The 22897-nt window shown below is 66.9% G+C and carries 26 protein-coding genes; 14 read left to right on the top strand and 12 right to left on the bottom strand.

Features of this window, described 5'->3' with window-relative positions; genetic code table 11:
• The first annotated feature begins 424 nt into the window (after positions 1 to 424).
• The 5 genes from KME78_RS68100 (at position 425) to KME78_RS29025 (ending at position 5098) form a co-directional block, all read left to right on the top strand.
• Positions 425 to 721, top strand: coding sequence for an HNH endonuclease (locus KME78_RS68100; protein ID WP_372454960.1), 297 nt, complete (start codon positions 425 to 427; stop codon positions 719 to 721).
• A 548-nt stretch (positions 722 to 1269) separates the two neighbouring features.
• On the top strand, positions 1270 to 1428 hold the full coding sequence (locus KME78_RS29040) for a hypothetical protein (protein WP_219532543.1): 159 nt from the start codon (positions 1270 to 1272) through the stop codon (positions 1426 to 1428).
• Between the two features lie 46 nt (positions 1429 to 1474).
• Positions 1475 to 1963: a hypothetical protein gene (locus tag KME78_RS29035; RefSeq protein ID WP_219532542.1), complete on the top strand. Its 489-nt coding sequence runs from the start codon at positions 1475 to 1477 to the stop codon at positions 1961 to 1963.
• A gap of 22 nt (positions 1964 to 1985) precedes the next feature.
• Positions 1986 to 2909, top strand: coding sequence for a hypothetical protein (locus tag KME78_RS29030; protein ID WP_219532541.1), 924 nt, complete (start codon positions 1986 to 1988; stop codon positions 2907 to 2909).
• A gap of 482 nt (positions 2910 to 3391) precedes the next feature.
• Positions 3392 to 5098, top strand: a complete 1707-nt coding sequence (locus KME78_RS29025) for a YfjI family protein (protein ID WP_219532540.1) — start codon at positions 3392 to 3394, stop codon at positions 5096 to 5098.
• A 572-nt stretch (positions 5099 to 5670) separates the two neighbouring features.
• Here the strand turns inward: KME78_RS29025 and KME78_RS29020 are convergent.
• The 6 genes from KME78_RS29020 to KME78_RS28995 all read right to left on the bottom strand — a co-directional run bounded on the left by KME78_RS29020 (position 5671) and on the right by KME78_RS28995 (position 8521).
• Entirely contained in the window at positions 5671 to 5835 is a 165-nt protein-coding gene (locus tag KME78_RS29020; RefSeq protein WP_219532539.1) for a hypothetical protein, read from the bottom strand.
• A complete protein-coding gene (locus tag KME78_RS29015) occupies positions 5823 to 6449 on the bottom strand; it encodes a hypothetical protein (RefSeq protein ID WP_219532538.1) in 627 nt (208 codons plus the stop codon). The genes KME78_RS29020 and KME78_RS29015 overlap by 13 nt, the downstream gene beginning before the upstream one ends.
• The gene (locus KME78_RS29010; RefSeq protein ID WP_219532537.1) at positions 6446 to 6850 is read right to left on the bottom strand and encodes a hypothetical protein; all 405 of its coding nucleotides are present in this window, start codon (positions 6848 to 6850) and stop codon (positions 6446 to 6448) included. The genes KME78_RS29015 and KME78_RS29010 overlap by 4 nt, the downstream gene beginning before the upstream one ends.
• A 61-nt stretch (positions 6851 to 6911) precedes the next feature.
• A complete protein-coding gene (locus tag KME78_RS29005) occupies positions 6912 to 7772 on the bottom strand; it encodes a helix-turn-helix domain-containing protein (RefSeq protein ID WP_219532536.1) in 861 nt (286 codons plus the stop codon).
• A gap of 31 nt (positions 7773 to 7803) precedes the next feature.
• Positions 7804 to 8304, bottom strand: a complete 501-nt coding sequence (locus KME78_RS29000; protein WP_219532535.1) for a DUF6879 family protein — start codon at positions 8302 to 8304, stop codon at positions 7804 to 7806.
• On the bottom strand, positions 8270 to 8521 hold the full coding sequence (locus tag KME78_RS28995) for a hypothetical protein (RefSeq protein ID WP_219532534.1): 252 nt from the start codon (positions 8519 to 8521) through the stop codon (positions 8270 to 8272). The genes KME78_RS29000 and KME78_RS28995 overlap by 35 nt, the downstream gene beginning before the upstream one ends.
• Before the next feature lie 345 nt (positions 8522 to 8866).
• On the opposite strand from KME78_RS28995, the gene KME78_RS28990 reads away from it, so the two are divergent.
• The gene (locus KME78_RS28990) at positions 8867 to 9253 is read left to right on the top strand and encodes a hypothetical protein (RefSeq protein WP_219532533.1); all 387 of its coding nucleotides are present in this window, start codon (positions 8867 to 8869) and stop codon (positions 9251 to 9253) included.
• A 1-nt stretch (position 9254) separates the two neighbouring features.
• Positions 9255 to 9842 carry a TetR/AcrR family transcriptional regulator gene (locus KME78_RS28985; RefSeq protein ID WP_219532532.1) on the top strand — a complete coding sequence of 196 codons (588 nt, stop codon included), beginning with the start codon at positions 9255 to 9257 and terminating at the stop codon, positions 9840 to 9842.
• A gap of 158 nt (positions 9843 to 10000) precedes the next feature.
• On the opposite strand, the gene KME78_RS28980 is transcribed toward KME78_RS28985, so the two are convergent.
• The 4 genes from KME78_RS28980 to KME78_RS28965 are packed head-to-tail and all read right to left on the bottom strand — an operon-like array spanning position 10001 to position 13486.
• Positions 10001 to 11197, bottom strand: coding sequence for an ABC transporter permease (locus KME78_RS28980; protein WP_219532531.1), 1197 nt, complete (start codon positions 11195 to 11197; stop codon positions 10001 to 10003).
• Positions 11194 to 11904 (bottom strand): ABC transporter ATP-binding protein, encoded by a 711-nt coding sequence (locus KME78_RS28975; protein WP_219532530.1) that lies wholly within the window; start codon positions 11902 to 11904, stop codon positions 11194 to 11196. The genes KME78_RS28980 and KME78_RS28975 overlap by 4 nt, the downstream gene beginning before the upstream one ends.
• On the bottom strand, positions 11901 to 12950 hold the full coding sequence (locus KME78_RS28970; RefSeq protein WP_219532529.1) for an efflux RND transporter periplasmic adaptor subunit: 1050 nt from the start codon (positions 12948 to 12950) through the stop codon (positions 11901 to 11903). The genes KME78_RS28975 and KME78_RS28970 overlap by 4 nt, the downstream gene beginning before the upstream one ends.
• Positions 12947 to 13486: a hypothetical protein gene (locus KME78_RS28965; RefSeq protein ID WP_219532528.1), complete on the bottom strand. Its 540-nt coding sequence runs from the start codon at positions 13484 to 13486 to the stop codon at positions 12947 to 12949. Before KME78_RS28965 ends, KME78_RS28970 begins: the two co-directional genes overlap by 4 nt.
• Positions 13487 to 13609: 123 nt before the next feature.
• On the opposite strand from KME78_RS28965, the gene KME78_RS28960 reads away from it, so the two are divergent.
• A complete protein-coding gene (locus KME78_RS28960) occupies positions 13610 to 14254 on the top strand; it encodes a response regulator transcription factor (protein WP_219532527.1) in 645 nt (214 codons plus the stop codon).
• Complete coding sequence (locus tag KME78_RS28955; protein WP_308127174.1) at positions 14251 to 15462, top strand: sensor histidine kinase; 1212 nt, start codon at positions 14251 to 14253, stop codon at positions 15460 to 15462. Before KME78_RS28960 ends, KME78_RS28955 begins: the two co-directional genes overlap by 4 nt.
• On the opposite strand, the gene KME78_RS28950 is transcribed toward KME78_RS28955, so the two are convergent.
• Positions 15411 to 16085 (bottom strand): tetratricopeptide repeat protein, encoded by a 675-nt coding sequence (locus KME78_RS28950; protein ID WP_219532526.1) that lies wholly within the window; start codon positions 16083 to 16085, stop codon positions 15411 to 15413. The two genes, KME78_RS28955 and KME78_RS28950, sit on opposite strands and share 52 nt — an antisense overlap.
• A gap of 151 nt (positions 16086 to 16236) precedes the next feature.
• Here KME78_RS28950 and KME78_RS28945 point away from each other — a divergent pair, with 151 nt between their 5' ends.
• Positions 16237 to 16758, top strand: coding sequence for an RNA polymerase sigma factor (locus tag KME78_RS28945; RefSeq protein ID WP_308127173.1), 522 nt, complete (start codon positions 16237 to 16239; stop codon positions 16756 to 16758).
• Positions 16755 to 17897, top strand: a complete 1143-nt coding sequence (locus tag KME78_RS28940; protein WP_219532525.1) for a CU044_5270 family protein — start codon at positions 16755 to 16757, stop codon at positions 17895 to 17897. Before KME78_RS28945 ends, KME78_RS28940 begins: the two co-directional genes overlap by 4 nt.
• Positions 17898 to 18146: 249 nt before the next feature.
• Here KME78_RS28940 and KME78_RS28935 read toward each other — a convergent pair whose 3' ends face one another.
• Complete coding sequence (locus KME78_RS28935; RefSeq protein WP_219532524.1) at positions 18147 to 18542, bottom strand: hypothetical protein; 396 nt, start codon at positions 18540 to 18542, stop codon at positions 18147 to 18149.
• Positions 18543 to 18786: 244 nt separating this feature from the next.
• Here KME78_RS28935 and KME78_RS66380 point away from each other — a divergent pair, with 244 nt between their 5' ends.
• The 3 genes from KME78_RS66380 to KME78_RS28920 all read left to right on the top strand — a co-directional run bounded on the left by KME78_RS66380 (position 18787) and on the right by KME78_RS28920 (position 22890).
• Entirely contained in the window at positions 18787 to 20826 is a 2040-nt protein-coding gene (locus KME78_RS66380) for a cellulose binding domain-containing protein (protein ID WP_219532523.1), read from the top strand.
• Positions 20827 to 20910: 84 nt separating this feature from the next.
• Positions 20911 to 21489, top strand: a complete 579-nt coding sequence (locus tag KME78_RS28925) for a TetR/AcrR family transcriptional regulator (RefSeq protein WP_219532522.1) — start codon at positions 20911 to 20913, stop codon at positions 21487 to 21489.
• Between the two features lie 87 nt (positions 21490 to 21576).
• Complete coding sequence (locus KME78_RS28920) at positions 21577 to 22890, top strand: MFS transporter (RefSeq protein WP_308127172.1); 1314 nt, start codon at positions 21577 to 21579, stop codon at positions 22888 to 22890.
• Positions 22891 to 22897: the final 7 nt, after the last annotated feature.

The following is a 22897-nucleotide window of genomic DNA, read 5'->3' as shown; positions in this document are numbered from 1 at the left end:
AACGTGGGAGTCGGGCTATGTGTCGAATGTCGATTCGACCATGGCCCATGAGTCCTATGATGCTGGACCGATGTGGTAGTCCTATGAATCCAGACCCGTTGATCCGAAGATCCTGGACTGGATTATGTCCCTGACCTGCACAAATGCGACTTCCTCTCTATTCTTGTGTTCCTTCGGCAGGCGAGGAGGGACGACGAGCCAGACGAAGGAATAGTTAAGGGGCCAGCTTGGGGGCTGGCCCCTACTTCAACCAGCTATCTAAAGGGCCTGGAGGCACTAGCCGGAAGGCCCATTAGTTGTGACTAGTTGATTAGATAAGGCAGCATTTGAAGGCTGCCATGGATTGATAGTTACTTAGACGATTGGAGGGCCGTTGGCCCTGGCTAACAAGATTTGCAGTGAGAGTGGATGTCATCAGATCGCCGTGCGCGGCGAAGGCAAGTGTTCCGCCCACCGCCGTAAGCCGTGGGCGGTGACGTCCAAGAGGAATCTGTCTAGGCCGAAGGATTGGAACCACCGCCGCAGGGCGGTTCTCAAGCGTGATGCTGGAGTTTGTTATTTATGTGGGCAGGCCGCTGCCAACGAGGTGGATCACGTGACGGCCGTTGCCGATGGCGGCGGCTGGGATTACGACAACCTTCGCGCCGCTCACCGGGCCTGTCATCAAGCCAAGACTCTTCGGGATCGGGCCGGAAGAGCCCGCCGAACGAACGCACGATAATTCGTTAGTTCGTTAGTTGGCAAGCCGCTTCCCCCAGCGCGGCAGATAAGGAGTAGATGTGTCATGGCGCTCTCAGCGAGATTATCTCACCCTGGTATTCAAGTGCGGATATTGCGACAAGCTGTGCAAGGAGACCAGGAAGCTGGGTTCGGGCCGTCCTGGGCCTTGGCGTCGCTACTGCTCGGCCGAGTGCCGTCAGGCCGCTAAACGGTTACGCGACCGGGAGCATGCGCAGCAGCGTTATCGCCGCAGCAAGGGCTTGTGTCTGAAGTGTGGGCTCAAGATCGATGCTGAAGAGTTCGATCCGTACTGCTCATTGCGTTGTGATGATGTGCTGTGGGAGATCCGGACGGCCGTGAGGTGAGGTTTCTCGCACAAATAGTTAACTTCCCCCTCTAATAGAGGGTAGGGGAGGAATTCTAGACTCTCCCGCACCACACAGGCTGTTGAAGGCCCTCGGTGACCTCGTGCCGGGGGCCTTCTTCATCCCCTCACACTCACACCTTTGGAGAACAACACTGATGATTACCGTTACCCAGCTTGAGACTATGAGCGCTCTGGAGATCCTCACCGCCTGGCGTGAAGGCGACTTGGACTCTGCCATCCGTATCGTGTCCGTGAACGGCGATCTGGACAACCCGAGGTCGCTTACCTACGCGTGGCAGGCGACGCCCGAGCATGACGAGCTGCGTATGCGCACCTGGTAAGCCCCAACACGCACCCACGAATTGACTATCGAAGGGAGTAGCCGAAATGGACGACTCACCGACTAACACGCTTGACGCCACCACCGAAATGGAGCCGGTGGCCGAAGCAATCTCAGAAGGCTCTCAGATCAACTCTGAGACCGATAAGTGGAAGAGCCTCAGCCGGGCTAACGAAGCGCGGTGGAAGGTCGCCAGCGCCGAACTGGAGGCCGCAACGGCCAAAGGTGCGGAACTGGAACAGGCCATGGCCGCGATGCAGCAAGAGCACGCTCTGACGCTGGCTGAGATTCATCTCCAGCAGGCCGCCCAACAGCGCGGCATGGAGCTGGCCCCAGAGGCGATCTCCAGGCTGAACATGTCCGCCTTCCTCACCGGGGAAGGAACGGCCGACCTTGACGCGATCACAGAGTTTGTTACTTCGCTCGGTTCTGCGACCAGGAAGCCCACGTATCCCCAAGGCGTGGGCATCGGCCCTCAAGGTTCAGGTCCGCCCGTTGATCGTGGCGTTTCCCTGGATGCGCGAGCACGCCGCTAACCCCTACTGAAAGGATTTCTCTTTGGCAATTAACCCGATCCCCGCATACGCGCACGCAGGTACGCATGCGTTCGTTCCCACCGAGTGGAGCAGCGAGCTTCTCACCCAGTTTGATCCGCTGCTGGTGTGGGCCTCACCTCTGGTGGTGAACACCGACTATGAGGGCGACATCACCGCACAAGGTGACCGGATGGTGGTCAACGGCCTCATCCGACCCAACGTGGGGCGCTATGACGACGTTGCCGGAATGACGATCGAAGACCTGAAGACCGTTGAGCAGTACGTAGACATCAGCGAGGCCGACTACGTCGCCTTCTATGTGCGCAACATCGAGACGGTACAAGTGGCCGGCGCTCTGGCCGCGCCGGCCGCTCTGGAGTCCATCCGTGCTCTGGCGGCCTCTACGGACGCGTTCGTTGGCGCGACCATTGCGGCCTCGGCTACCAGCCTCCCTCAGGTGAACGTAAGCGCCCAGGCTGACAGCCGTGACAAGGGCGAGGCGCTGTTGGAAGCCATCTTCGACATGATGGAGAAGCTCGACACTGGCAAGGTGCCGGACGGTCGATACGTTGTCGTCGGCCCCAAGGCCAAGCGCTATCTGATGCGTGCCCCTGACGTGGCCAACGCCGCCGCTCTGGGTGAGGCCGGGGCCACGGCCAACGGCGTGGTTGCCCGCCTGGCCGGGTTCACGCTCCTGTCCACCACGGCCATGCCGACCGGCGTGGACATTCTGGCCGGACAAAGGTCCTTCACCACGTTCGCCAGCCAGTTCACCGACTTCCGGAGTCAGCCGGTGGAGAAGTATCGACGCGACCAGATAGACGCCCTGCACCTGTACGGCGCTCGGGTTCTGTCCTTCCCTGGTGGCAAGCAGCCCACCGCGCCCAACGTCGCCGTGAAGGATTCCGAGGGCCTCGTGAAGGCCGCTGTGAAGTGGGCCGCCTAAGTTAATTCTGAAGACGCACGAAGTCCCCTGGATTCAATGGAAGAGTCCGGGGAATTCTTGCTTTCTGGACTGCGAGTTTTGTAAGTTTCTCCACCCCATAAGAAGACTGTAGTCCAGCTCAGAGCATGTTTTATGTCTTCTTGAAAAGTCCCAGACTCGTACCTGGTCGGAGGAACCACCCCCCTCGGGGTCACGTCCGCCCTCAAAAAGTGCATACCCCCTGGTCGACACTCTAATTAACCTTCCCGAGCAACCCTTGCCTGTTGACCTGTCTTAACAAACTTTCTCGGAGTTAATTCGAGCAAAGGTATTGACACGAGATTCACGCTCATGACACTTTGCTGATCGCTGGACTTGATCAACCGAACGCCGAAACAAACAAACTCGGGATCGAGAAACCAGCCTCAGACATAAGACAGCCCCAGAGCGACAGAGATTGGCGTCGCTTGCGCTCTGGGGCCACCAATCAAGGAGCGTAGCTCATGCAGTCCAACACCGTCGCTGCCCGTCCCCAGGTCTCCCCCGTGGTCTACAGCGGCCTTCTGGGCAGGATCGTGCAGACCATCACCCCGCACAGCGAGGCCGACCCTGTGGGCATCTTGGGCGCTCTGCTGAGCGCCTTCAGTTCAGCCATCACCAACCTGCCTCAGGTGGTCTACGGCACGCAGTGCCAGACCTTGAGCACGTGGATCGTGCTGATCGGCAACACCGGCATGGGGCGCAAGGGCACGGCTACCCGTGCCGCACTTCAGGTGGTCAAGGGCGCGCTTCCCGACTGGGCCAAGTCCACGGTCCTGGAGGGGTGTCCCCAGTCCGGGCCTGCCTACGTCTCCACCCTGGCGGACATGAACGGCAACGCTCTGATGATCGAGGAGGAGTTCGCTGACCTGCTGAAGGTGTCGGCTCGATACAAGTCCTTCGGCAAGGCCATCCGGCGTAGCTGGGAAGGGGCCTCGATCAGCAACCGCACCAAGGAAGCCGTGATTCACGTAGACGCTCCCCACGTGTCCATCATCGGGAACGTGACTCCCGCTGAGTTCGCGGGCAGCATCGGCAAGGCCGACCGCGCCGGGGGCACCCTGAACCGCTTCCTGTGCCTGTTCGTCGAGCGCTCCAAGAAGATCAAGCTCTCGGAACAGATCAGCGTCTATGCCTGGTCTGAGCTGATGCGGCCTCTCGTGAGGGAGTTCCGCAATGCGGTGGCGTTCGCTCGGGACGTGGAAGAGGTCACCGTCTCGCGCAGCGCCATGGCGCTGTGGGATGACCAGCTCTCGGAGATGATCGACTCCATGACGCTGGGCCGTGAGGCCATGGAGCAGTTCGCCGCTCGCGCGGCTGACTACGTGTGGCGTCTCAGCGCCCTGTACGCGCTGGCCGACCGCAGAGACGAGATCACGACTCGGGACCTGGAAGCCGCAACGGGCCTGGTCTCCTACATGTGCGACTCGGTCACCTACCTCTCGCCGGACGTGGCCAACGCCGGAGGTTCGGCTGAGGAGACGGTGGGCACGCGCGTGGAGCAGTTCATCAAGGCCGCTGGCTCTGAGGGCGTCAACAGCACGGCCCTGTTCCGCAAGTTCGGCCGTAAGGCCGCTGAGATGAACGAAATCATCTCCGAGCTTCCCAGCGTGACCATGACCAAGGTTCAGCCACAGGGCGGGGGCAGGCCCGCCCTGGTCTACCGCTACGAAGCTCCCGAGGAGACTGCGGACCGCTCAAACGAACTTACTGACTCTGAGGGGGAGGAGCTTCCCGAGATCCTCATGGACGAAATCCACGACTCTGTGGAGGAGCCCGCCGAGTTGGCCACCACCGAGGAGGCAACTCCCGAGGAGGAGGCCGCCCCGGAAGAGGAGACCCAGCCCACGCCGTACTACCTGTCGGATGACGAGTGGGACGAGATCGACGCCGCCCAGAGCGTCACGCCTGAGCGTGAGACGGCTCCTGAGCCCGAACCGGTAGAGCAGGTCACCGAGGAGCCTGCCGTCTCGTCGGAAGCCGTCAAGGCGTTCCTGTCCTCTGAGGCCGGGGCGGAGATGCTCCAGGAGATCCTGATGTCCATGATGGCCAAGCAGGCTGCGGCCAGCACACCCCAAACGGCCACGGTGACCAAGGCCAAGGCTCCCCGCAGGAGCCGGGCCAAGGGCAATGCCGAAGCGCTCTTCCAGGCTCCTGAGATAGCGGCCTAACGTCCGGCAGGGCAGGCCCCCGGCTACGGTCGAGGGCCTGCCCATTGGTACGTCATCCCCGAAGGCCGGTACGTGAAATGGCAAACGTACGCGCTCCCCTGGCCGGTACGCAAAGGCCCTGCTTGGCAGGGAATGATGGACCAAGCGGGGCGGTGAGGGCTTTCCCGTTTCTGGATCGGTTCTAGGGCCAATGGAGCGTGGCGGGGCATCTCCTGCATTTAGCCGTAGAAGTTGCTGGATTTGGAAGTCCCCAATCGTGGCCGTGTTGTTGACATAGAGTCTTCGGCGGCTTCTTCTCTGGCTTCTTCTCGTCGTCCTTTGGCTTCTTTCCCATTCGAGCCGTCCTTTCGCATAGAAAGGCCCCCGACCAGAGGGCGGGCCGACCGCGTACAGGGGAAGCGCGATCCTTCAGGCAGGAAACCATTGGTGGGGGGTTCGTCTGCCTGTCTGGTCGGGGGCGTCTGAACCCCCGGCAAGCCGGAGTGAGTGTGAATGGGGTTTCCGGCCTGCCAGGGGCGAACGGCACCCCGGAAGAGGGAGAACCAGCGAGAACACCTCAACCGGGGCTGTCTTTAGGGGCGCTCTCCGCTCTTCCACGGACGCCAGCCCCGGCGCCAGTCGTTCATGAACGACTGCACGATGAGCGAGACCAGTCCCAGCAGCGGGCAGAGAGCCAGGTAGGCGGCGGTCATGCGCAGCATGCGCACGCCCAGCTCGACATTGCCTAAGCCGCCCACGGCGCATCACCTTCTGTCACGGCCGGCTGCACGTCCTGTAGCCGCATTAACAGCTCACGGGCGAGCACGTGATGCATGTCGTAGTCGTCGAACGCCAGGACGGCGTTCCGCTCGAACGGAACCAGCGGCGGCAGGTAAGGAACAAACAAATCCGCGCGCACCCCGTACGGCGAACAGTCGCCCACGGTGAAGACGGCCGCGTTACGCCGCAGGTGCGAACACTGCGCGATCGCCTCCGGGATGCATCCCCGGCACGTCGGCGGCGCGTTGGTATAGCCATCGCCATCACGCCCATCTCCCGACAGCAACCACCAGATTCGGCCCGTCGCCCGATCCACAGCAGAACGGGCGCACACCTGACACAGCCGCTTTTCCATGCAGCGCCACTGCCGCAGCGTGTTGACCGTCTTGAAGTCGGGCCGCCCGCCTCGGTTCTGACTCTGCCGAAGGCGAAGGACACCGTTGCCGAAGTCGTCGCGGTGCGACACGACGTAGCCCAGTCGCAGCCCGCCACGGCGCGGTACCCACTTCAGTGGAGGATTCTGAGTCTCGCCTGTCCACCCGATCACGTACGGGTAGCGGAACGCTGTCTCGCTTACCTTGGCTCTGCTCATGCCAACGCTCCGGCGTTCTGAGCGACCAGCAGAGCAACGCGGCCCGGCTGCTCTGCCGGTACGACCTCCACCCTGTCGGCCCGCAGCTCGTTGTCAGGTCCCCCACGCGCCAGCTCGACCATGTAGGCGCCCGAGCGAACCCCGATGGTCACCGTGGCGACCCGCCAACCGGCATTCGCGTAGACGATGAGCTGGGGTGGGTACCGAAGCTTGTCGGCAGGCTGGTACGGCTCGGCCTCACACTCGACCGCAAGCCGCTTGATCAGTTGCGCGTTGACGCCTTCGGCCGTCAGATGCTCAAGAACCCGGTCGAGGGCGGCGTTCTGCGCTGCCGCCTCCGCCTCCCGGATCGGCTCCCCCAACAGGTCTTCGGCTGATGCGGTTGTGTGAGTGACGGCCATGTCTCGACGCTAGGAGCGAGTGATCCCAGAGCACCAGAAACTTGCGGATACTTGCGGGCGCCTACTCCAAGGAGTCCATCGCTGACTTGATTAGGGCACGCGCCTGTCGTCCGAAAACGGCTATCTCATGGAGCCGAGTGAACGTCTCGGCGTACATGGCGATCTCCCTCGGTTGCGTGATCGTGAGGAAGCCAGATACCAGTTCCACATTCGCTTGCGCGTCATCAAAGATGTAGAAGTTCTCGACAGGCCACCGCCCCGCCCGCTCCACGTTGGGCGGGATCACCGCCAGTGACACAGAGGGAAGCGCCATCGCTTCCAGCAGGTAACCGAGCTGTCCAATCATCACCTCAGGGCCGCCGCGCCGGTAGGTCAGCACCGCTGCCTCCAGGATGAACACAAACCGGTGGTTGCCCTCGTAGAGGATGTGCTGCCGAGCCATCCGCTCGGCGACGGCTTCGGCGACATCATCGACAGGGACGCGTCTGCCGTCCCGGATCGCCGCCAGGGTGGCCGTGGTGTACCCGGCCGTTTGAAGGAGCCCAGGAATGACGTCCTGGCAGTAGGAGCGATACACCTTGGTCCGCTCGTACAACTCTCGGACGGCGGCATTCAGGTGGGTGAGGCCCGACTTCTCAGCTCGCCGCCAGTCCAGCCAAGCCGAATCCACGGCACGGAGTTCGGCGATCAGCTCAGGTAGCAGGCCGGGCACTCCGCATGCCTGCACCCAAGCCGCTATGTCGCCCTCGGATGGCTGCTTCTTGCCGTGTTCGATCCGCGAGGTTTTGGCCTCATGCCACCCCGCCAGAGCTGCCAGTGCTCGGGAAGTCAGATGCGCGTCAAGCCGTAGGTCGCGCAGTCGGGCGGCAAGGGCTTGTCTGGCTGCCTGAGCGCTGGAGCTGGAAGAATGCGGGGTGGACATGAGTCTGTGCGAGACGTGATCAGCGGGGCGACTAGATCCGATACCCCTCATGGTCGATGGCGCGGTCCCAGGCAGCCGCGAACGCTGACGAACACAACGCTACGGTTGCCGGATCATCGGTCTCATCATTGGAGACCCATGCGCCGTCGCCCGCGAAGTGGCAGAACTGCACCATGCGGTCATCGAAGACCCACACGTCATTTCCCGGCAGAGCCAGATCCGAAGCTAGGTGCCTCGGTAGCCATCTGATCGCCTCACCCGCCGCCAGGTTCACTCCTGGCGTGACGGCATGCTCGAAGGCGATGTAGGTGCTCACCGGCTCGGACACCACGCGGACCCTCCGCATGCTCACCCCTCGAACGATTGCCGTGCGGGCGGTGGCGGTCCACTCGGAGTACAGCCGCACTGCTTCGGCGAGATCTCCGGCCTCCCAAGCGAGGTAGCCGGGATCACCGGTCATGTACTGGTCTCTGAACTCCAGCTTGAAGGCTGTGTGCTCACACTTCGCCAGCAGCTCGCCGAACTCTGTCACGGCATGCCTCCATGATGATCTCGATCATGCGCTCGGGGAGTCGCACTACCGACTCCGTATCCAGGATGGGGCTGTCGGCTGTGACCCTCGCAAGGATCTCTGGATCAACAACGGTCTCCCCCTGGAAGAAGAAGTCACCCGTTGCCTCGTCCCGGAATACGGCCGGACAGTTGTTGCCCGGATTGGTTGGGTCCTTGCCGTAGAACGTTATCGCCACGGTGGTCTCCTACCTCTGTGGTTTGCGGCTCCTTGCGCATATGCGAGCCTGAACGCACTCGGGAGGGTAGTCAAGAGGCTCTCAGAGGGTGGGGCCATCACGGGTCAGCACAACGTCAGCACCGGTGCTGACAACAGCGGTGATCAACCCGGAACAACAAGAAGCCCCAGACTCCCGGAAAGTACCGTGAGCTGGGGCTAAGTCTCTTGTTTGACGAGGTCACAGGTCGCGTGCTACCGAAAACCACACCACACGATCAACATGTGACGAACGGATGATCGGCACGGCCTATGCCGTGCCGATCGCTACTTGCTCTTTGTTATCCGCGCGGATAAATTTACTCGCATGGATAACAAAATCTGGACTCCCGTCAGGACGCTCTTCGTCGTCATGCTCGCCGTCTCGGTCCTGGCTCTGGTGGTGGCGGCCATCGTCGGCGGGGACTGGGTGGTGTGGGTACGCGGCGTGGCCGTGGCCGCCGCTGCCGCCTGGCTCATCGCACTCACCGGCCAGGCCGAGAAGGGCAGGCGGGCCGCCTATGTCCGCATCCGCTTCATCGCGACCATCGCCCCCATCGGGATCCTGCTCATCGTGGCCGTCCCGTCCAGCGGCTACCCGCTGTGGATGCGGGTCGAGCAGGGCCTGGTCGGGGTGCTGCTGGTGGCCGTCGCAACGCTCGTCAACCGCCGGACCGTACGGCAGGCGTACCCGAAGCGTGGCAAGCTCGGATGACATGGAGACAGCTCGTCATGCGGCGACTGAGGCACGCAAGGCCCAGATCACCCAGGCCACGATCGCCCTGCTGGCCGGACGCGGTTACGCCGCGACGACCTTCGAGGCCATCTGCGAGTATGCCGGGCTCAGCAGCAAACGGCTCATCTCCTACCACTTCTCCAGCAAGGACGAGCTGCTGGCGGCCGTGGTCCGCACGGTCGTGGACGACGCGGCCGCCTTCATGCGGCCCGCGCTCGACGCCGCCGACGGCGCCCGCGACCTGCTCCAGGCGTACATCCGGTCGAACGTGGCCTTCATCGCCGCCCATCCCGACCATGTGCGGGCCGTTCAGCAGATCGCCTTCAACTCCGCCCCGCTCGGCGGCCAGGAGCGAGACGCGGCGATCGGCCGGTTGGTGGCGTTCTTCGATGATGGGCGGCGTACGGGGACGTTCCGGTCGTTCGACTCGACCATCATGGCCACGACGCTGCGGGCCGCGATCGACGCCGTGGCCGACCGGCTGGTCGACGGGCTGGATCCGGAGCTGTGCGCGGACGAGCTGGTCGATACCTTCGACCGGGCGACCCGCGCGTCAGACGACGCCTAGCGCCGCCGGCCACGGCCCGCGCCGACGCTCGTCCGCCCATGACGCTCGCCCCTCTGACGGCGCCCGCCCACCCTCCCGACGGCGCTCGCCCGTCTACGACGTCCGTCCGCCCCTCCGCCCGATGGCGCGAGACGACGGCCGGGCGCGGAGCGAGGCCGTCAGGTGGTCGTCAGGGCGACCGTCGGGGACAGGCGGGCGGCTCGCATGGCCGGGTAGAGGCCGGCGAGCGTGCCGATGACGAGTGTGGCGGCGATCGCGCCCCCGAGCGCCCATGGCGGCACCACGGCCGGCCAGCCGCGTGACAGCGCGTAGCCGGTGGTGGCCAGCGCGCCCAGCACCGCCCCGACGACCCCGCCCAGCGCGGACAGCAGCAGCGACTCCGAAAGGAACTGGACCCGCACCTGCCCACGCGTCGCGCCGAGCGAGCGGCGCAGGCCGATCTCGCTGCGTCGCTCCAGCACTGAGATCACCATGGTGTTCGCCACGCCCACGCCGCCGACCAGCAGCGCGACCGCGCCGAGGCCGAGCAGCAGGTTGGTGAACGCGCCCGCGGCGGCCGCCTTTGCCGCCAGCGCGTCGGACGGTCTGCTGACGTTGACCTCCTGCGGGTTCTCCGGGTTGACCGTACGCGGGAGCACCCCTCGTACGCCCTCCACCGACTCCTCCGCCGACCGCTCGTAGATCGTCGACGGGTGGCCGTCGAAGCCCAGCAGCTCCGCCCCGGCGGGGAACCCGACCAGCACCGACCGTTCGATCTCCGGGGCGAGCGGCATCGGGGTCAGGATGCCGACCACGGTGAACCACCGGCCGCCCATCCACACCCGTACACCGGTCCTGGAGATGCCGAGCGTCTCCGCGGCCTTGGCGCCCAGGACGACGACGGGTTGCCGCTCGGTGGCGGCGTTCAGCCAGGTGCCCTTCGACAGGCCGCCCTCCAGCGTGGCGAGCAGGCCGGTGGTCGCCGCCTGTACGGCGATGCCGCCGGTCACCTCCTCGGGGATGTAGCGGGTACGCCGTACGGTGGCGGTGATGGCTCCGGTGGCGCCGGCCGTACGGACCGGGCCGATGCGCTCGACCATGGCGACGGCGCCGGTGGGCAGTTCGGCCGGCTTGCCGAACATGGTCTGGCCGGCCGAGACGGTCAGCAGGTTGGTGCCGAGCCGGTCGAGCTGGCGCAACAGCTGCTCGCGGGAGGAGGCCGAGATGCCGATCACCGCGATCATCGTCGCGATGCCGATGGCGATGCCGAGCGCCGACAGGATCACTCTCGTCGGGCGGGTGCTGAGCCCGGCCGCGCCGACCCGCAGGACGTCGGCGAAGCCGAGACGGGCGGGCGTCAGCCGGTTACGCGTCACTCTGGAGCTCCTTGCTCGAAACCGGCGGGGGTGCCCGTGCGTGTGAGGTCGGCGACGATCCGGCCGTCGCGGAGCCTGACCTGGCGGTGGCACCAGGCGGCGATCTCCGCGTCGTGGGTGATGATCGCGATCGTCGTACCGGCCGCGTGCAACCCGCCCAGAACCGTCAGCACCTCGGCCCCCGAGGCGGAGTCCAGGTTCCCGGTCGGCTCGTCGGCCAGCAGCAGCGGCGGGTCACCGGCGACGGCTCGGGCCACGGCCACCCGCTGCTGTTCGCCGCCCGACAGCTGGTTCGGCCGGTGTCCCAGCCGGTGGCCGAGACCCACCCGTTCCAGGGCGGAGGCGGCCAGCTCGCGTCTGGCCCGCAGCCCGACGCCGCTGTACAGCAGGCCGTCGGCCACGTTGTCCAGCGCGCTCACCCCCGGAGCCAGATGGAACTGCTGGAACACGAACCCCAACTGCCGCGCCCGCAGCGCGGACAGCTCCCGGTCGGAGAGCGCGGCGACGTCGTAGTCGGCGACGCGCACGGTCCCGCTGGTGGGCAGGTCCAGGGTGCCGATCATGTGGAGCATGGTGGATTTCCCGGAGCCCGACGGCCCCACGATGGCCACCAGCTCACCCCGCTCCACCGTCAGGTCAACCCCGCGCAGCGCCTCGACGTGGCCCTCGTAGACCTTGGTCACGTCGTGCAGCTCCACCACGCTCATGTCGCGGGCACCCCGACCTTCATGCCCTCGGCCAGCCCCGCGCCGCTGATCTCGACCCGGCTGCCGCCGAAGCCACCGACCTTCACCTCCACGACGCGGGTCGCGCCGCCCTCGACCACCTCGACGCCGAAGCCGCCCTCGCGCAGCGCCAGCAGTGCCTCCACCGGCACGCTCAGCACGTTCTTGCGTCGCTCGCTGACCAGCTCCACGTCGACCGGGGCCTGGTCCAGCTTGGACTTCGGGGGCTTGGTCAGCGTGATGTCCACGTCGATGGTGGTGCCGTCGTCCTGGCTCTTGGCCACCGTGCCGACCTCGCTGATCTTCCCGGCCGCCTGCTCGCCGCCGGGCAGCTCCACGCTCACCTTGGCGCCCTTCTTGGCCATCGCCTGGTCGCCGGTGTCGAGGTCCACGTGCACCAGCCGCCGCAGCTCGCTGACCGTGAGGACCGTCCGGCCGGGACCGGCCTTGCCGCCGACCGCGGCCTTCGCCTCGGTCACCCGTACGGCCGAGGGCAGGAACGTCACCTGCGCGGCGTCCACCTCGCCGGTCTCGGACAGCCCCACGTCGTCCTGCCACTCCTTGACGGCCTGCCGCGTCGCGTAGCTGAAGTGGTCGTCCACGGTGAGGTCGTCGCCGTAGCCGAGCGCCTTGAGGTTGCGCTCCAGCTGATCGACGTCGGGGCCGTCCGACACGCCGGAACGCAGCGTCCGGTAGAGCGGCAGCTTGCCGTACATCAGGATGAGCGGTTTCCGGTCGATCCTGATCAGCGGGCGTCCCCGCCGGATCACCGCCCCCTCCGCGGCCACCCACGTCACGGTGCCCGCGGCGCCGGCCGCGAGGTCTCGCTCGCCGGAGTAGGTGAGGGCGCCGCTGACGGTCTTGGTGTCGACCAGGTCCTGCCTGGTGATCTCCGCGGTGGCCGGCACCGGGGGCTTGCTCGGCGCCGCCGCGCCCGTGCCGCCGCTCTGGTTCAGTACGGTCAGCGCCGTCCAGGCGGCGGCGACCGCGAGCAGGGCGGCGCCGGCGAGGGCCAGGGGGCGCCTCACGGCTTGCCCCCGAAGCCGGGACCGAAGCCCGGAGCGAAACTCTTGCAGGCTTCCTGTGCCTCTTTGAGCTTCTTCTCGCCGCCCTTGCCGACCTTGATCTGGATCTGCCCCTGCGGCCCCGGGTCCGGCATGTCCACGCCGTGCTCCCGCATGCAGCGGGCGAACTTCACCATCTGGTCCCGTTGCTTCGGATCCATCGGCTGGTTCGCCCGGTCGCCGATCACGTCCTTCATCAGGGGCTGGCACGCCTCCATCGCCTTCTTCATCTTGCTGGGGTCCTCGCCCTTCTTCTGCCTGAGCATCACGCTGCCGTCGGCCTTAGGGTCGGGCATGTTGATGCCGTGCTCCCGCATGCACTGGGCGAACTTCAGCTGCGCCGCCTGCCGGTCGGCCGCCGACACCGAGCTCGACGCGGTGGGCGTGGCCGTACCCTTGCCCGCGCTGGCGATCCCGTCGTCGGCGGTGCCGCCGCCCTGTCCGCACGCCGCCAGTGCCAGCACCAGCAGGGGTACGGCAGGCAGCAGTCGAACTCTCATGACCCGCTCCTTCGCCATCCGGGTCACTCGCCCGGGATGCGCGGCCCACTCCACTCCCACCCGTGCTAAACCCGGATAAGGCGCTTACTCGCGGCTAACACCCGACCCGCCACGCTCGACCACATGCGAGTGCTTGTCGTGGAAGACGAGGAAGAGCTGGCCGACGCGGTCGCGCGCGGTCTGCGGCTGCACGCGATGGCCGTCGACGTGGCCTACGACGGGCAGGAGGCGCTGAACCTGGCCTCGTACGTCGACTACGACGTCGTCGTCCTCGACCGCGACCTGCCCGAGGTGCACGGCGACGACGTCTGCGGCGAGCTGGCCAGCTCCAGCCGGATCCTCATGCTGACCGCCGCCGGGCAGGTCCGCGACCGGGTGGACGGGCTGTCGCTGGGCGCCGACGACTATCTGGTCAAGCCGTTCGCGTTCGCCGAGCTGGTGGCCAGGATCCGGACACTGGCCCGCCGGTCCTCCCGGGCCGCGCCGGCCGCGCTGGAACGGGCCGGCATCCGGCTCGATCCCGGCCGCCGTACGGTGACCAGGGACGAGCGGGTGGTCGCGCTGAACCGCAAGGAGTTCGACGTCCTGGAGCAGTTGCTGCTGGCCGGCGGCGCCCTCGTCACCTCGGCCGAGCTGCGCAGACGCGTCTGGGACGAACACGCCGACACCGGCACCGGCGTGCTGCGCGTCACGATCACCTCGCTGCGCAGGAAGCTCGGCGCGCCGCTCGCGGTCCAGAACGTGCCCGGCAAGGGCTACCGGCTGTGACGCGTGCGCGGCCGTGGAACCGGCTCGGGCTGCGGATGCGGCTCGCCCTGCTGTACGGCGGGCTGTTCTTCGTCGCCGGGTCGATGCTGCTCTGGGTCACCTACCTGCTGACCGCCCAGGCGCTGAACACGCAGTTCGTCACGAGGTTCGGCGGCTCCGCGGTCGCCGTCTCGAAGGATCCGCCCATCGTCGGCCCCTCCATGCAGCAGGTACAGCTCGACGTGGAACAAGGGGCAGCCACCGTGCTGAGTGACATGCTGCGGTCCTCGGTCGTCATCATGATCCTGATCGGGGTCATCGCGTTCGTGCTCGGCTATCTGGTGGCCGATCGGGCGTTGCGGCCGTTGGATCGGGTGACGGAGACGGCGCGGCGGTTGTCGGAGAGTACGTTGCATGAGCGGATCGGGTTGCGGGGTCCGCATGATGAGGTGAAGCGGCTGGCCGACACGTTCGACGCGATGTTGGATCGGTTGCATCGGGTGTTCGAGGCGCAGCGCAGGTTCATCGGTAATGCCTCGCATGAGTTGCGGACGCCGTTGGCGATCAATCGCACGATTCTGGAGGTGTCGCTGGAGGAGCCGGCGGCCTCGCCGGATCTCAAGGCGCTGGCCCGGGCGCTGCTGGGCACCAACGCCCGCTACGAACGGCTGATCGAGGGCCTGCTGCTGCTCGCGCAGTCGGAGCAGGAGCTGACCGCGCGCAAGCCCGTGGAGCTGCCGCGGATCGTCCGGATCGTGCTGGAGCAGATCGAGGTCGTGGCCGGGAAACGGCACGTCACCGTGCACGAGGACCTGCGTCAGGCCGTCGCCGGGGGCGACCCGCTGTTCCTGGAGCGCTGCGTGTTCAACCTGCTGGAGAACGCGATCAAGTACAACGTCCGCGACGGCGACGTGTGGGTGACCGTCCGCCCCGACGGTGACGGCGCCGTCATCGTGGTGGAGAACACCGGCCCGCCGGTCTCACCGTACGAGGTGGACGACCTGTTCGAGCCCTTCCACCGGCTGCACGCCGATCGGGTGCGGTCGGCCAGGGGGTCGGGGCTCGGGCTGTCCATCGTCCGGGCCATCGTCGACGCGCACGGCGGCACGGTCACCGCCGCGGCCAGGCCGGAAGGCGGGCTGGCGGTGACCGTACGGCTGGCGCCATCACTGACCGGTCAGGCGGGATCCGTCCCGAATTCCAGCAGGGTCTCCCGGCCGATCTCCTGAGCCGCCTCCTTGACCGCGCGCAGGATGCCGTGGGCGCCGCTTGCCTCGGCGAGCTCGGCTGCCTCGTCGAGCACCCGCAGCGCCTCGTCACGGCGGCCTTCCGCGTCGGTGATGTAGGCCAGCCCGATCAGGTTCGCGGCGACGCCGGGCAGGAAACCGAGTTCGCGGCGCAGGCGTGCCGACTCCTCCAGCCGTTCACGGGCCGGGCCCAGCCGGCCGGCGACGTGCTCGGCGAAGCCCAGGTGCCTGAGCGCGTACGACATGGTCAGCTTGTCGCCCGTCTGCGCTGCGAGTTCGTGGGAGCGTTCGAGGACGGGGACCGCGGTGCCGTTGTCCTGGCGGACGACCTGGTGGAAGATGCCGATCCAGAACAGCGACTCACCCTCGCCGCGCACGTCACCGAGTGCTCGGTAGAGCCGCGCCGCGCGCTCGAACAGGGCCAGTTCGCCCGGATCCTCTCTCCTCTGGTCCAGAAATCGCCCGTGAACGATCCGGCCACGGGCGAGGGCGAGATCCGCCTCGGCCGCGTCCAGTTCCCGGTCGGCCGTCTCCAGTGCCGTGGCGTCTCCGTCGAAGACGGCGCGCTCGTACAGTACCCTGGCTCGCTCGATCCGCTCGTCCACGTCTGCCCCCGACCTCGGCTGTACCGGCATCGAGCGTATAGGGACCCTTTCTGAGGTCGTCCGGATATTTCTGGATTGCTGTAACAACGATGAGGCCCGGACCACTTCCTGGTGTCAGAAGAACGATGTCCGGGATTAAGGGGCTGAAGCGGTGACGGATGACGCGCACCGGTTCACCAGCATGTACGACGAATGCCGACAACGCGTGTGGGCCTACGTGGTCAGTCGCGCGGGCCGGCAGGTGGCGGACGAGGTGGTGAGCGAGACGTTCGCGATCGCCTGGCGGCGGCTGGACGACGTACCGGAACCGGCCCTGCCATGGCTGCTCGGCGTCGCGCGCAACGTCCTGCGGGACAACATCCGCGCGGAGACCCGGCGGGAGGCGCTGAACGCGGAGCTGCGGGCCTGGACCGAGGGCGACGTGGCCGACCAGGTGACCGAACGGCTCGGCGTACTGCGGGCGCTGGCCGAGCTGCCGGAGGACGACCGGGAGGTCCTCCTCCTGATCGCCTGGCAGGGCCTGTCCCCCAAGGACGCGGCCCGGGTCATCGGCTGCTCGTCCGCCGCCTTCCGCGTACGGCTGCACCGTGCGCGCAAGCGGCTCAAGCAGGCGATGGAACCAGCGGGACAGTCCCGGCCCCGGGTGCGGAACCTCAGCGAGGAGTGGTCATGAACCCCATCGACGAACTACGGGCCGCCCGGCCCGCGCACCTCGGCGACACGCCGGTCGACGAACGCACCAGGGCCGCGGAGCTCTCGTACGCCATGTCCCGGCCGCGGTCGGCGAGGCGTAAGCGCAGGGCTGTACGACCGGTGTGGGGTTTCAGCCTCGTCGGCGCCGCCGCCGCCGCGACCGCCGTGGCCGTCGTGGTCTCCGGCACCGGCGGCACGACGCCGCGGGCGCCCGATGTGGCTGCCCCGACGACGGTCACCTCGTCCACGCCCAAGGTGAAGCTGTCGGCTCGGGACATCCTGCTGACCGCCGCCGCGAAGGCGGCCCGCCAGCCCGCCGGGAAGGGCGCCTACTGGCACACCGTGTCCATGCGGCGGACCCTGTTCGCGGTCGACGGCGCCGACTACCAGGTCATGGACCGGCAGCGGGAGGAGGGTTGGACGCCCAATGCCACCGGTGGGGACCAGTGGGGCAGCATCAAGCCACTCGGCGCGCGACCGGTCACCGCCGCGGACGAGGAGGCGTGGAAGCAGGCCGGTTCCCCGGCCGAGATCCCGGTCAAGGTGCCGGGCAAGTCACGCCGGATGACCCTCACAGCCTCTCCCCGAAAGGCGTTCGGCGGCCACAGCCCTCTGGTCGACGGGGACAAGGTGTTCTGGCTCGGCCGGAACGTCACCATGAAGGACCTGCGCGGCCTGCCCTCCGACCCGGCCAAGCTCAAGGCGTGGCTGCTGCGCTCGTACGAGGGGCACAGCCCCGGGTCCAGCAGCGACCCGATGACGGCCGAGCCCTGGCTCTTCACCGTGAGCGTGGGGTTGATCACCGACATGCCGGTCACACCCCAGGTACGCGGCGCCGCCTTCCGTATGCTCGCCGACCTCGACATCGTCGACGTCATCGAGAACGTCACGGACGCGGAGGGCCGCCAGGGCACCGCCGTGGCGGTCAAGGAGCACACCATGTACTCCGGCATCGTGGAGACTCGGCTGATCTTCGACCAGGCGACCGGGCAGGGCCTGGCGAACGAGAGCGTCTTGGTGAAGCCCGAAGGTGTCCAGAGCTCCTTCGAACCCGGCACCGTGTGGAACTCGCAGGCCGTACTGGAAGCCGGCTGGACCGACCGCAAGCCGTCATCCTGAGCCTTGGAGAAACGACCGCCCTCGCCGGTTCGGCGGGGCGATCGTTTTCAGGCGAGGCTCAGACGCGCTTCCACCGCCACTGCCCATTGCTGTACTGGCTGCACCGAACACGGCGAACTCGCCATCAGCATGTACCGCACCTCGGTATTCGACAATCCACCAGGTTGTACAAATACAATTAGCGCTTTCCCACGGCGTTGAGCGCCTCTCGGGTCGCGGCTCCCTGGGCCTGGGGGAACATCCGGCGGATCAGGCGTCGAACCAGGCTGTGGAAGGCGGTGTCAGCAGCAGAACGATGACCGCCACCGACAGCCCGAGCCCCAGGAGCTCTCCCACGTTCGGCGCCGCGCCCGACCCGCTGAACGCCCCCACCACGTAGCTGATCACGTTCACGCCCTGAATGCCGATCCCCGTCCAGCGCACCCACTTCCTGCGCGACTTCATCTTGACCACCACCAGCACGATGACCACGGCGCTGGCGATTCCGTACAGCAGGGGGAGCAGGACGATGGCGTTCCAGCCCACCTGTGCGAACAGCAGGGCCAGGATGGCGGTCATGATCAGCGTCAGGACCATCTGAACGCACATGATCGTCCGGGCGGCTCGGACCGTGCCGGGCATGACCAGAGTCTGAGCAGGCTGCACCGAGGCCTCCATCATGTACGTGCGCGCACCTTTGCGGATCTTGGCCCAAGCAAAGTCCTCCTCCCAGCCGACTGTCAAGGTATTTGCCGTGGACAACTAATACCGAGACGCAGTTGATAATTACTTATTCGGTGAATGGAGCCACAGCTGTCGGCGTGAAAGTTTCACCCTTGTTTGACGAGCCGGGCGACACCCCGCACGATCATCGTCGAGTGGATAGCGCTACCCATGGCGAGGTGCACCGATGCCGAGATTCTCCTTACGAGCCGCGTCCGCCGTCCTGCTGACGCTGACCGCGCTGAACGCCCCCGCGGCGTACGCCGACGAGGTCACCCCGGTCGCGGTGACCGTCAACGCCCGCGCCGCGCTCGCCACCGTCCCCGAAACCGGTATCGGCACCAACCATGCGATCTGGGACACCAATCTGGGCACCGACGCGACCGCTGACCTGCTCAAGGACGCCGGCGTGAAGCTGCTGCGCTATCCCGGCGGCTCCTACTCGGACATCTACCACTGGGTCGACCACACCGCTCCCGGCGGCTACGTGGCGCCCAACACCGACTTCGACACCTTCATGCGTGGGGTACGTCGCACCGGGGCGCAGCCGATGGTGACCGCCAACTACGGCACCGGCACCGCCGAGGAGGCCGCGGCCTGGGTACGTAGCGCCAACGTCACCAAGGGCTACGGCGTCAAGTACTGGGAGATCGGCAACGAGAACTACGGCAACGGCCACTACGGCTCCGCCTGGGAGGCGGACAACCACGCCGACAAGAGCCCGGCCGAGTACGCCCGCAACGTCGTGTCCTACGCGGACGCGATGAAGGCGGTCGACCCCACCATCAAGATCGGCGCAGTGCTGACCACGGCCGCCAACTGGCCCGACGGCATCGTCGCCGACGGCGACAACGGCACCTGGAACAAGGTCGTCCTGTCGATCGCCGGCCCGAAGATCGACTTCGTGATCCTGCACTGGTACCCCGGCGCCCTCGACAAGTCCGCCCAGGTCCCCGACATGATCCAACTCACCCGGCAGCAGATCGCGAAGTACGCCGGGCCCGGATCCGAGCGGATCGGCCTCGCGATGACCGAGTTCAACACGGGGTCCAGCAGCGCCGGCACCAACACGCAGCCCGGCGCGCTGGCCGCCGCCGACGCCTACGCGACGGTGCTGGCGAACGGGGTGTTCACGGTCGACTGGTGGAACGTCCACAACGGCATCGGCAACGTCACCCAGGTCGAAGGGCATACCGATTACGGAGACTTCGGCCTGCTGTCGAGCGCTACCTGCACCTCCGACGGCAGCGTCTGCGAGCCGCCGCTGAACACCCCGTTCGCGCCGTACTACGCACTGCAGATGATGAGCAGGTTCGCCCGCCCCGGCGACCAGTTCATCCGGGCCGCGACCGACCAGGCGAAGGTCACCGCGCACGCCGCCCGCCGCCCCAACGGCGATCTCTCCGTCCTGTTGATCAATACGTCATCCGACACGTCCTACCCCGTCACGATCAGCTACTCCGGCTTCAGCCCGGCGTCCGGCGCGCCGACCGTACTGACGCACACCAACGGCGCCACGAGCATCACCAGCTCGACAGCGGGAACCGCGACCAGCCAGACCCTGTCCCCGCTCTCCCTGACCACGATCGTCCTGCACCCCTCCACACCCCAGACCGGCCGTCCGGGCACGCCGGGGCAGCCGACCGCCACCAACGTCACGGACAGAACCGCCACGATCTCCTGGCCCGCCGCCGCCCCCGGTGCGCGCCCGATCGCCAAGTACGAGCTCCACCGCCAGAACGGCGCCATCAGCGAGCAACTCGGCGAGACCCCCGGCACCTCGCTCACGGTGCACAACCTCACTCCAGGCACCCGCTACACGCTCAACGTGATCGCCCGGGACAGTGGCGGCGGCCTCTCGTGGGCCTCCCCGCCGCTGACGTTCACCACCGGCACACCCGCGTCCAGCTCCTGCTCGGTACGGCTGACCATCCAGACCGACTGGGCCAGCGGCTACGTCGGCTCCATCGACATCACCAACAACGGCGCACCGATCAACGGCTGGACCCTGAACTTCAGCTGGCCCCGAACGTGGCAGAGCCTGGGCAGCGGCTGGAGCGCCGTCTGGACGCAGAACGGATCGGACGTCAAGGCCGTCAACGAGGCCGGAAACGGCTCGCTGCCCACCGGAGGATCGACCTCGATCGGCTTCGTCGGCAACTACAACGGCCCGAACGTGCTACCTGCCGTCTTCACCCTCAACGGAACCGTCTGCACGACCCAGTAGCAGCGCTCGTCACGGCCCGCTGGCGCGTGGCTGCGATCTCAAAATAATTGACAGTTCATTCTGGAAAACCGTAGGCTCGGTGCCGTGGCAAGGACCAAGGAGTTCGATCCTGATGCGGCGCTGCAGGCGGCCTTGGAGCTGTTCTGGGAGCGGGGTTACGAGGCGACGTCGATGGCCGACCTCGTCGAGCACCTGGGGATCGGCAGAGCCAGCATCTACGCCACCTTCGGCAACAAGCGCGACTTCTACCTGAAGGCCTACGAGCGCTACCTGCAGAACGGCATCGACTTCATCGGCCGGCTGTCGCAACCGGGGCCGGTGCTGCCCGCCGTACGCGCCCTGGTCGAGCAGTTCGCCGAGGAGTCCGCCCACGACGAGAAGCGCCGCGGTTGCCTGGTGGTCAACACCGCCGTGGAGGTGGTGCCGCACGACGCCACGCTGGCCCGGCGCGTCGAGTCCAACTGGGATTTCATCGAGACCACGCTGACCTCGGCGCTGACCAGGGCCCGCGCGCAGGGCGAGCTGGCCGAGGAGAAGGATCCTCGGGCGCTCGCCCGGTTCCTGCTGACCGTGATGCAGGGCATGCGGGTCATCGGCAAGAGCTCCAACGATCCTGAGCGCCTCTACGACGCCGCCGCACAGGCGCTGCGCGCTCTCGACTAGCCCGAACCCTCCCCTGCCGCCAAGCCCTTGAAGCTTCAGACACTCATGCCTTCATACTGGAACGATCGATCTGGAAAAGAGGAGCCGGTGACCGTCTCGCCCGCACTCACCCGGCCCACCGCCCCCGCCTTCGCGCTGCTCGGCAGCGTCCAGATCATGCTGATCTCGGGCATAACCGTTGTCTCCGTCGCTCTGCCGGCGATCCAGGATGAACTGCGGCTCAGCGGTGGTGATCTGGCGCTGATCAGCACGGCGTACGGGCTGGCGTTCAGCGGATTGCTCCTGCTCGGCGGCAGGCTGGCCGACCTGTACGGCAGGCGCAGGGTGTTCATGCTGGGCCTCGGCCTGTTCGGGGTCGCCTCGGCCGGGGCCGCCCTGGCCCCGGGGCTCGGCCTGCTCCTCACCGCGCGGTTCGCTCAGGGGATCGGCGCCGCCCTTGTGGCTCCCTCGGCCATGGCCCTGCTCGGTGTGCTCTTTCCCGACCCCCACCGGCGGGCCCGGGCCACCGCCGTCTGGGGCGGTCTGGCGGGCATCGGTGCGACTGGGGGCATGCTGCTGTCCGGTGTGTTCGCCGAGTGGGCGTCTTGGCGGTGGGCGTTCGGCGTGCCGGTGATCGCCACGGCTCTCGTCATCGTGGCGGCGCCCCGGCTGCTGCCCGCCGATCGGCCGGTACGGCGTACGCGCATCGACATCCTCGGCGCCGTACTGGTGACGGCAGGACTCTCCACACTGAGCTACGGGCTGGTGGAGAGCTCGTACGGCCCTCTCATCGGCGGAGCCGTGCTGCTGCTCGCGTTCCTGATCGTGGAATCCCGTACAGCCGCCCCTCTGGTGCGGCCGGCGTTCTTCGCCGTACCGCGCAGAGCCGTTGCCCTGGCGGCGATCGTCCTTGGCTCGTCGGGCATGGCCACCAGTTTCTTCTTCCTCTCGCTGCATCTCCAGCAGGTTCGTGGCCTGTCTCCGCTGCTGACCTCCGCCGCGTTCCTGCCGTACGGCGCGGTCCTGATCGGTACGGGCGCGGTCGCCGGGCGGCTGCTCGCCCGCTTCGGCGTCCGGATCGTGCTCACGACCGGCCTGATCACGGCCGCCGCCGGACTGGTGCTGGTCGGCAGGTTCGACGGCGCCCTCATCGCCGGGCTGCTGGTCCTGCCGCTCGGCATCGCCCTGACGTTCGCCGGGGCGACCGTGGCCGCGGTCACCGACGTGCCCGACGAGCAGGCCGGGCTCGCCGGCGGCGTGGTCAACACGGCGATGGAGGTCGGACCGACCCTTGGCCTCTCCGCACTGGTGTCGCTGGCCGGTGGCACGACCTCCGGCTATGGCTTCGCGCTCGGCATCGCCGCTGTCGCCTTCATCCTCATGGCCCCCATCGCAGCCCTACTACTGCGCAACCCTCGATAAAGGAGAA

It is taken from the genome of Nonomuraea guangzhouensis (assembly GCF_019396345.1).
Lineage (GTDB): Bacteria > Actinomycetota > Actinomycetes > Streptosporangiales > Streptosporangiaceae > Nonomuraea > Nonomuraea guangzhouensis.
This window is presented reverse-complemented; position numbering and strand designations above follow the sequence as displayed.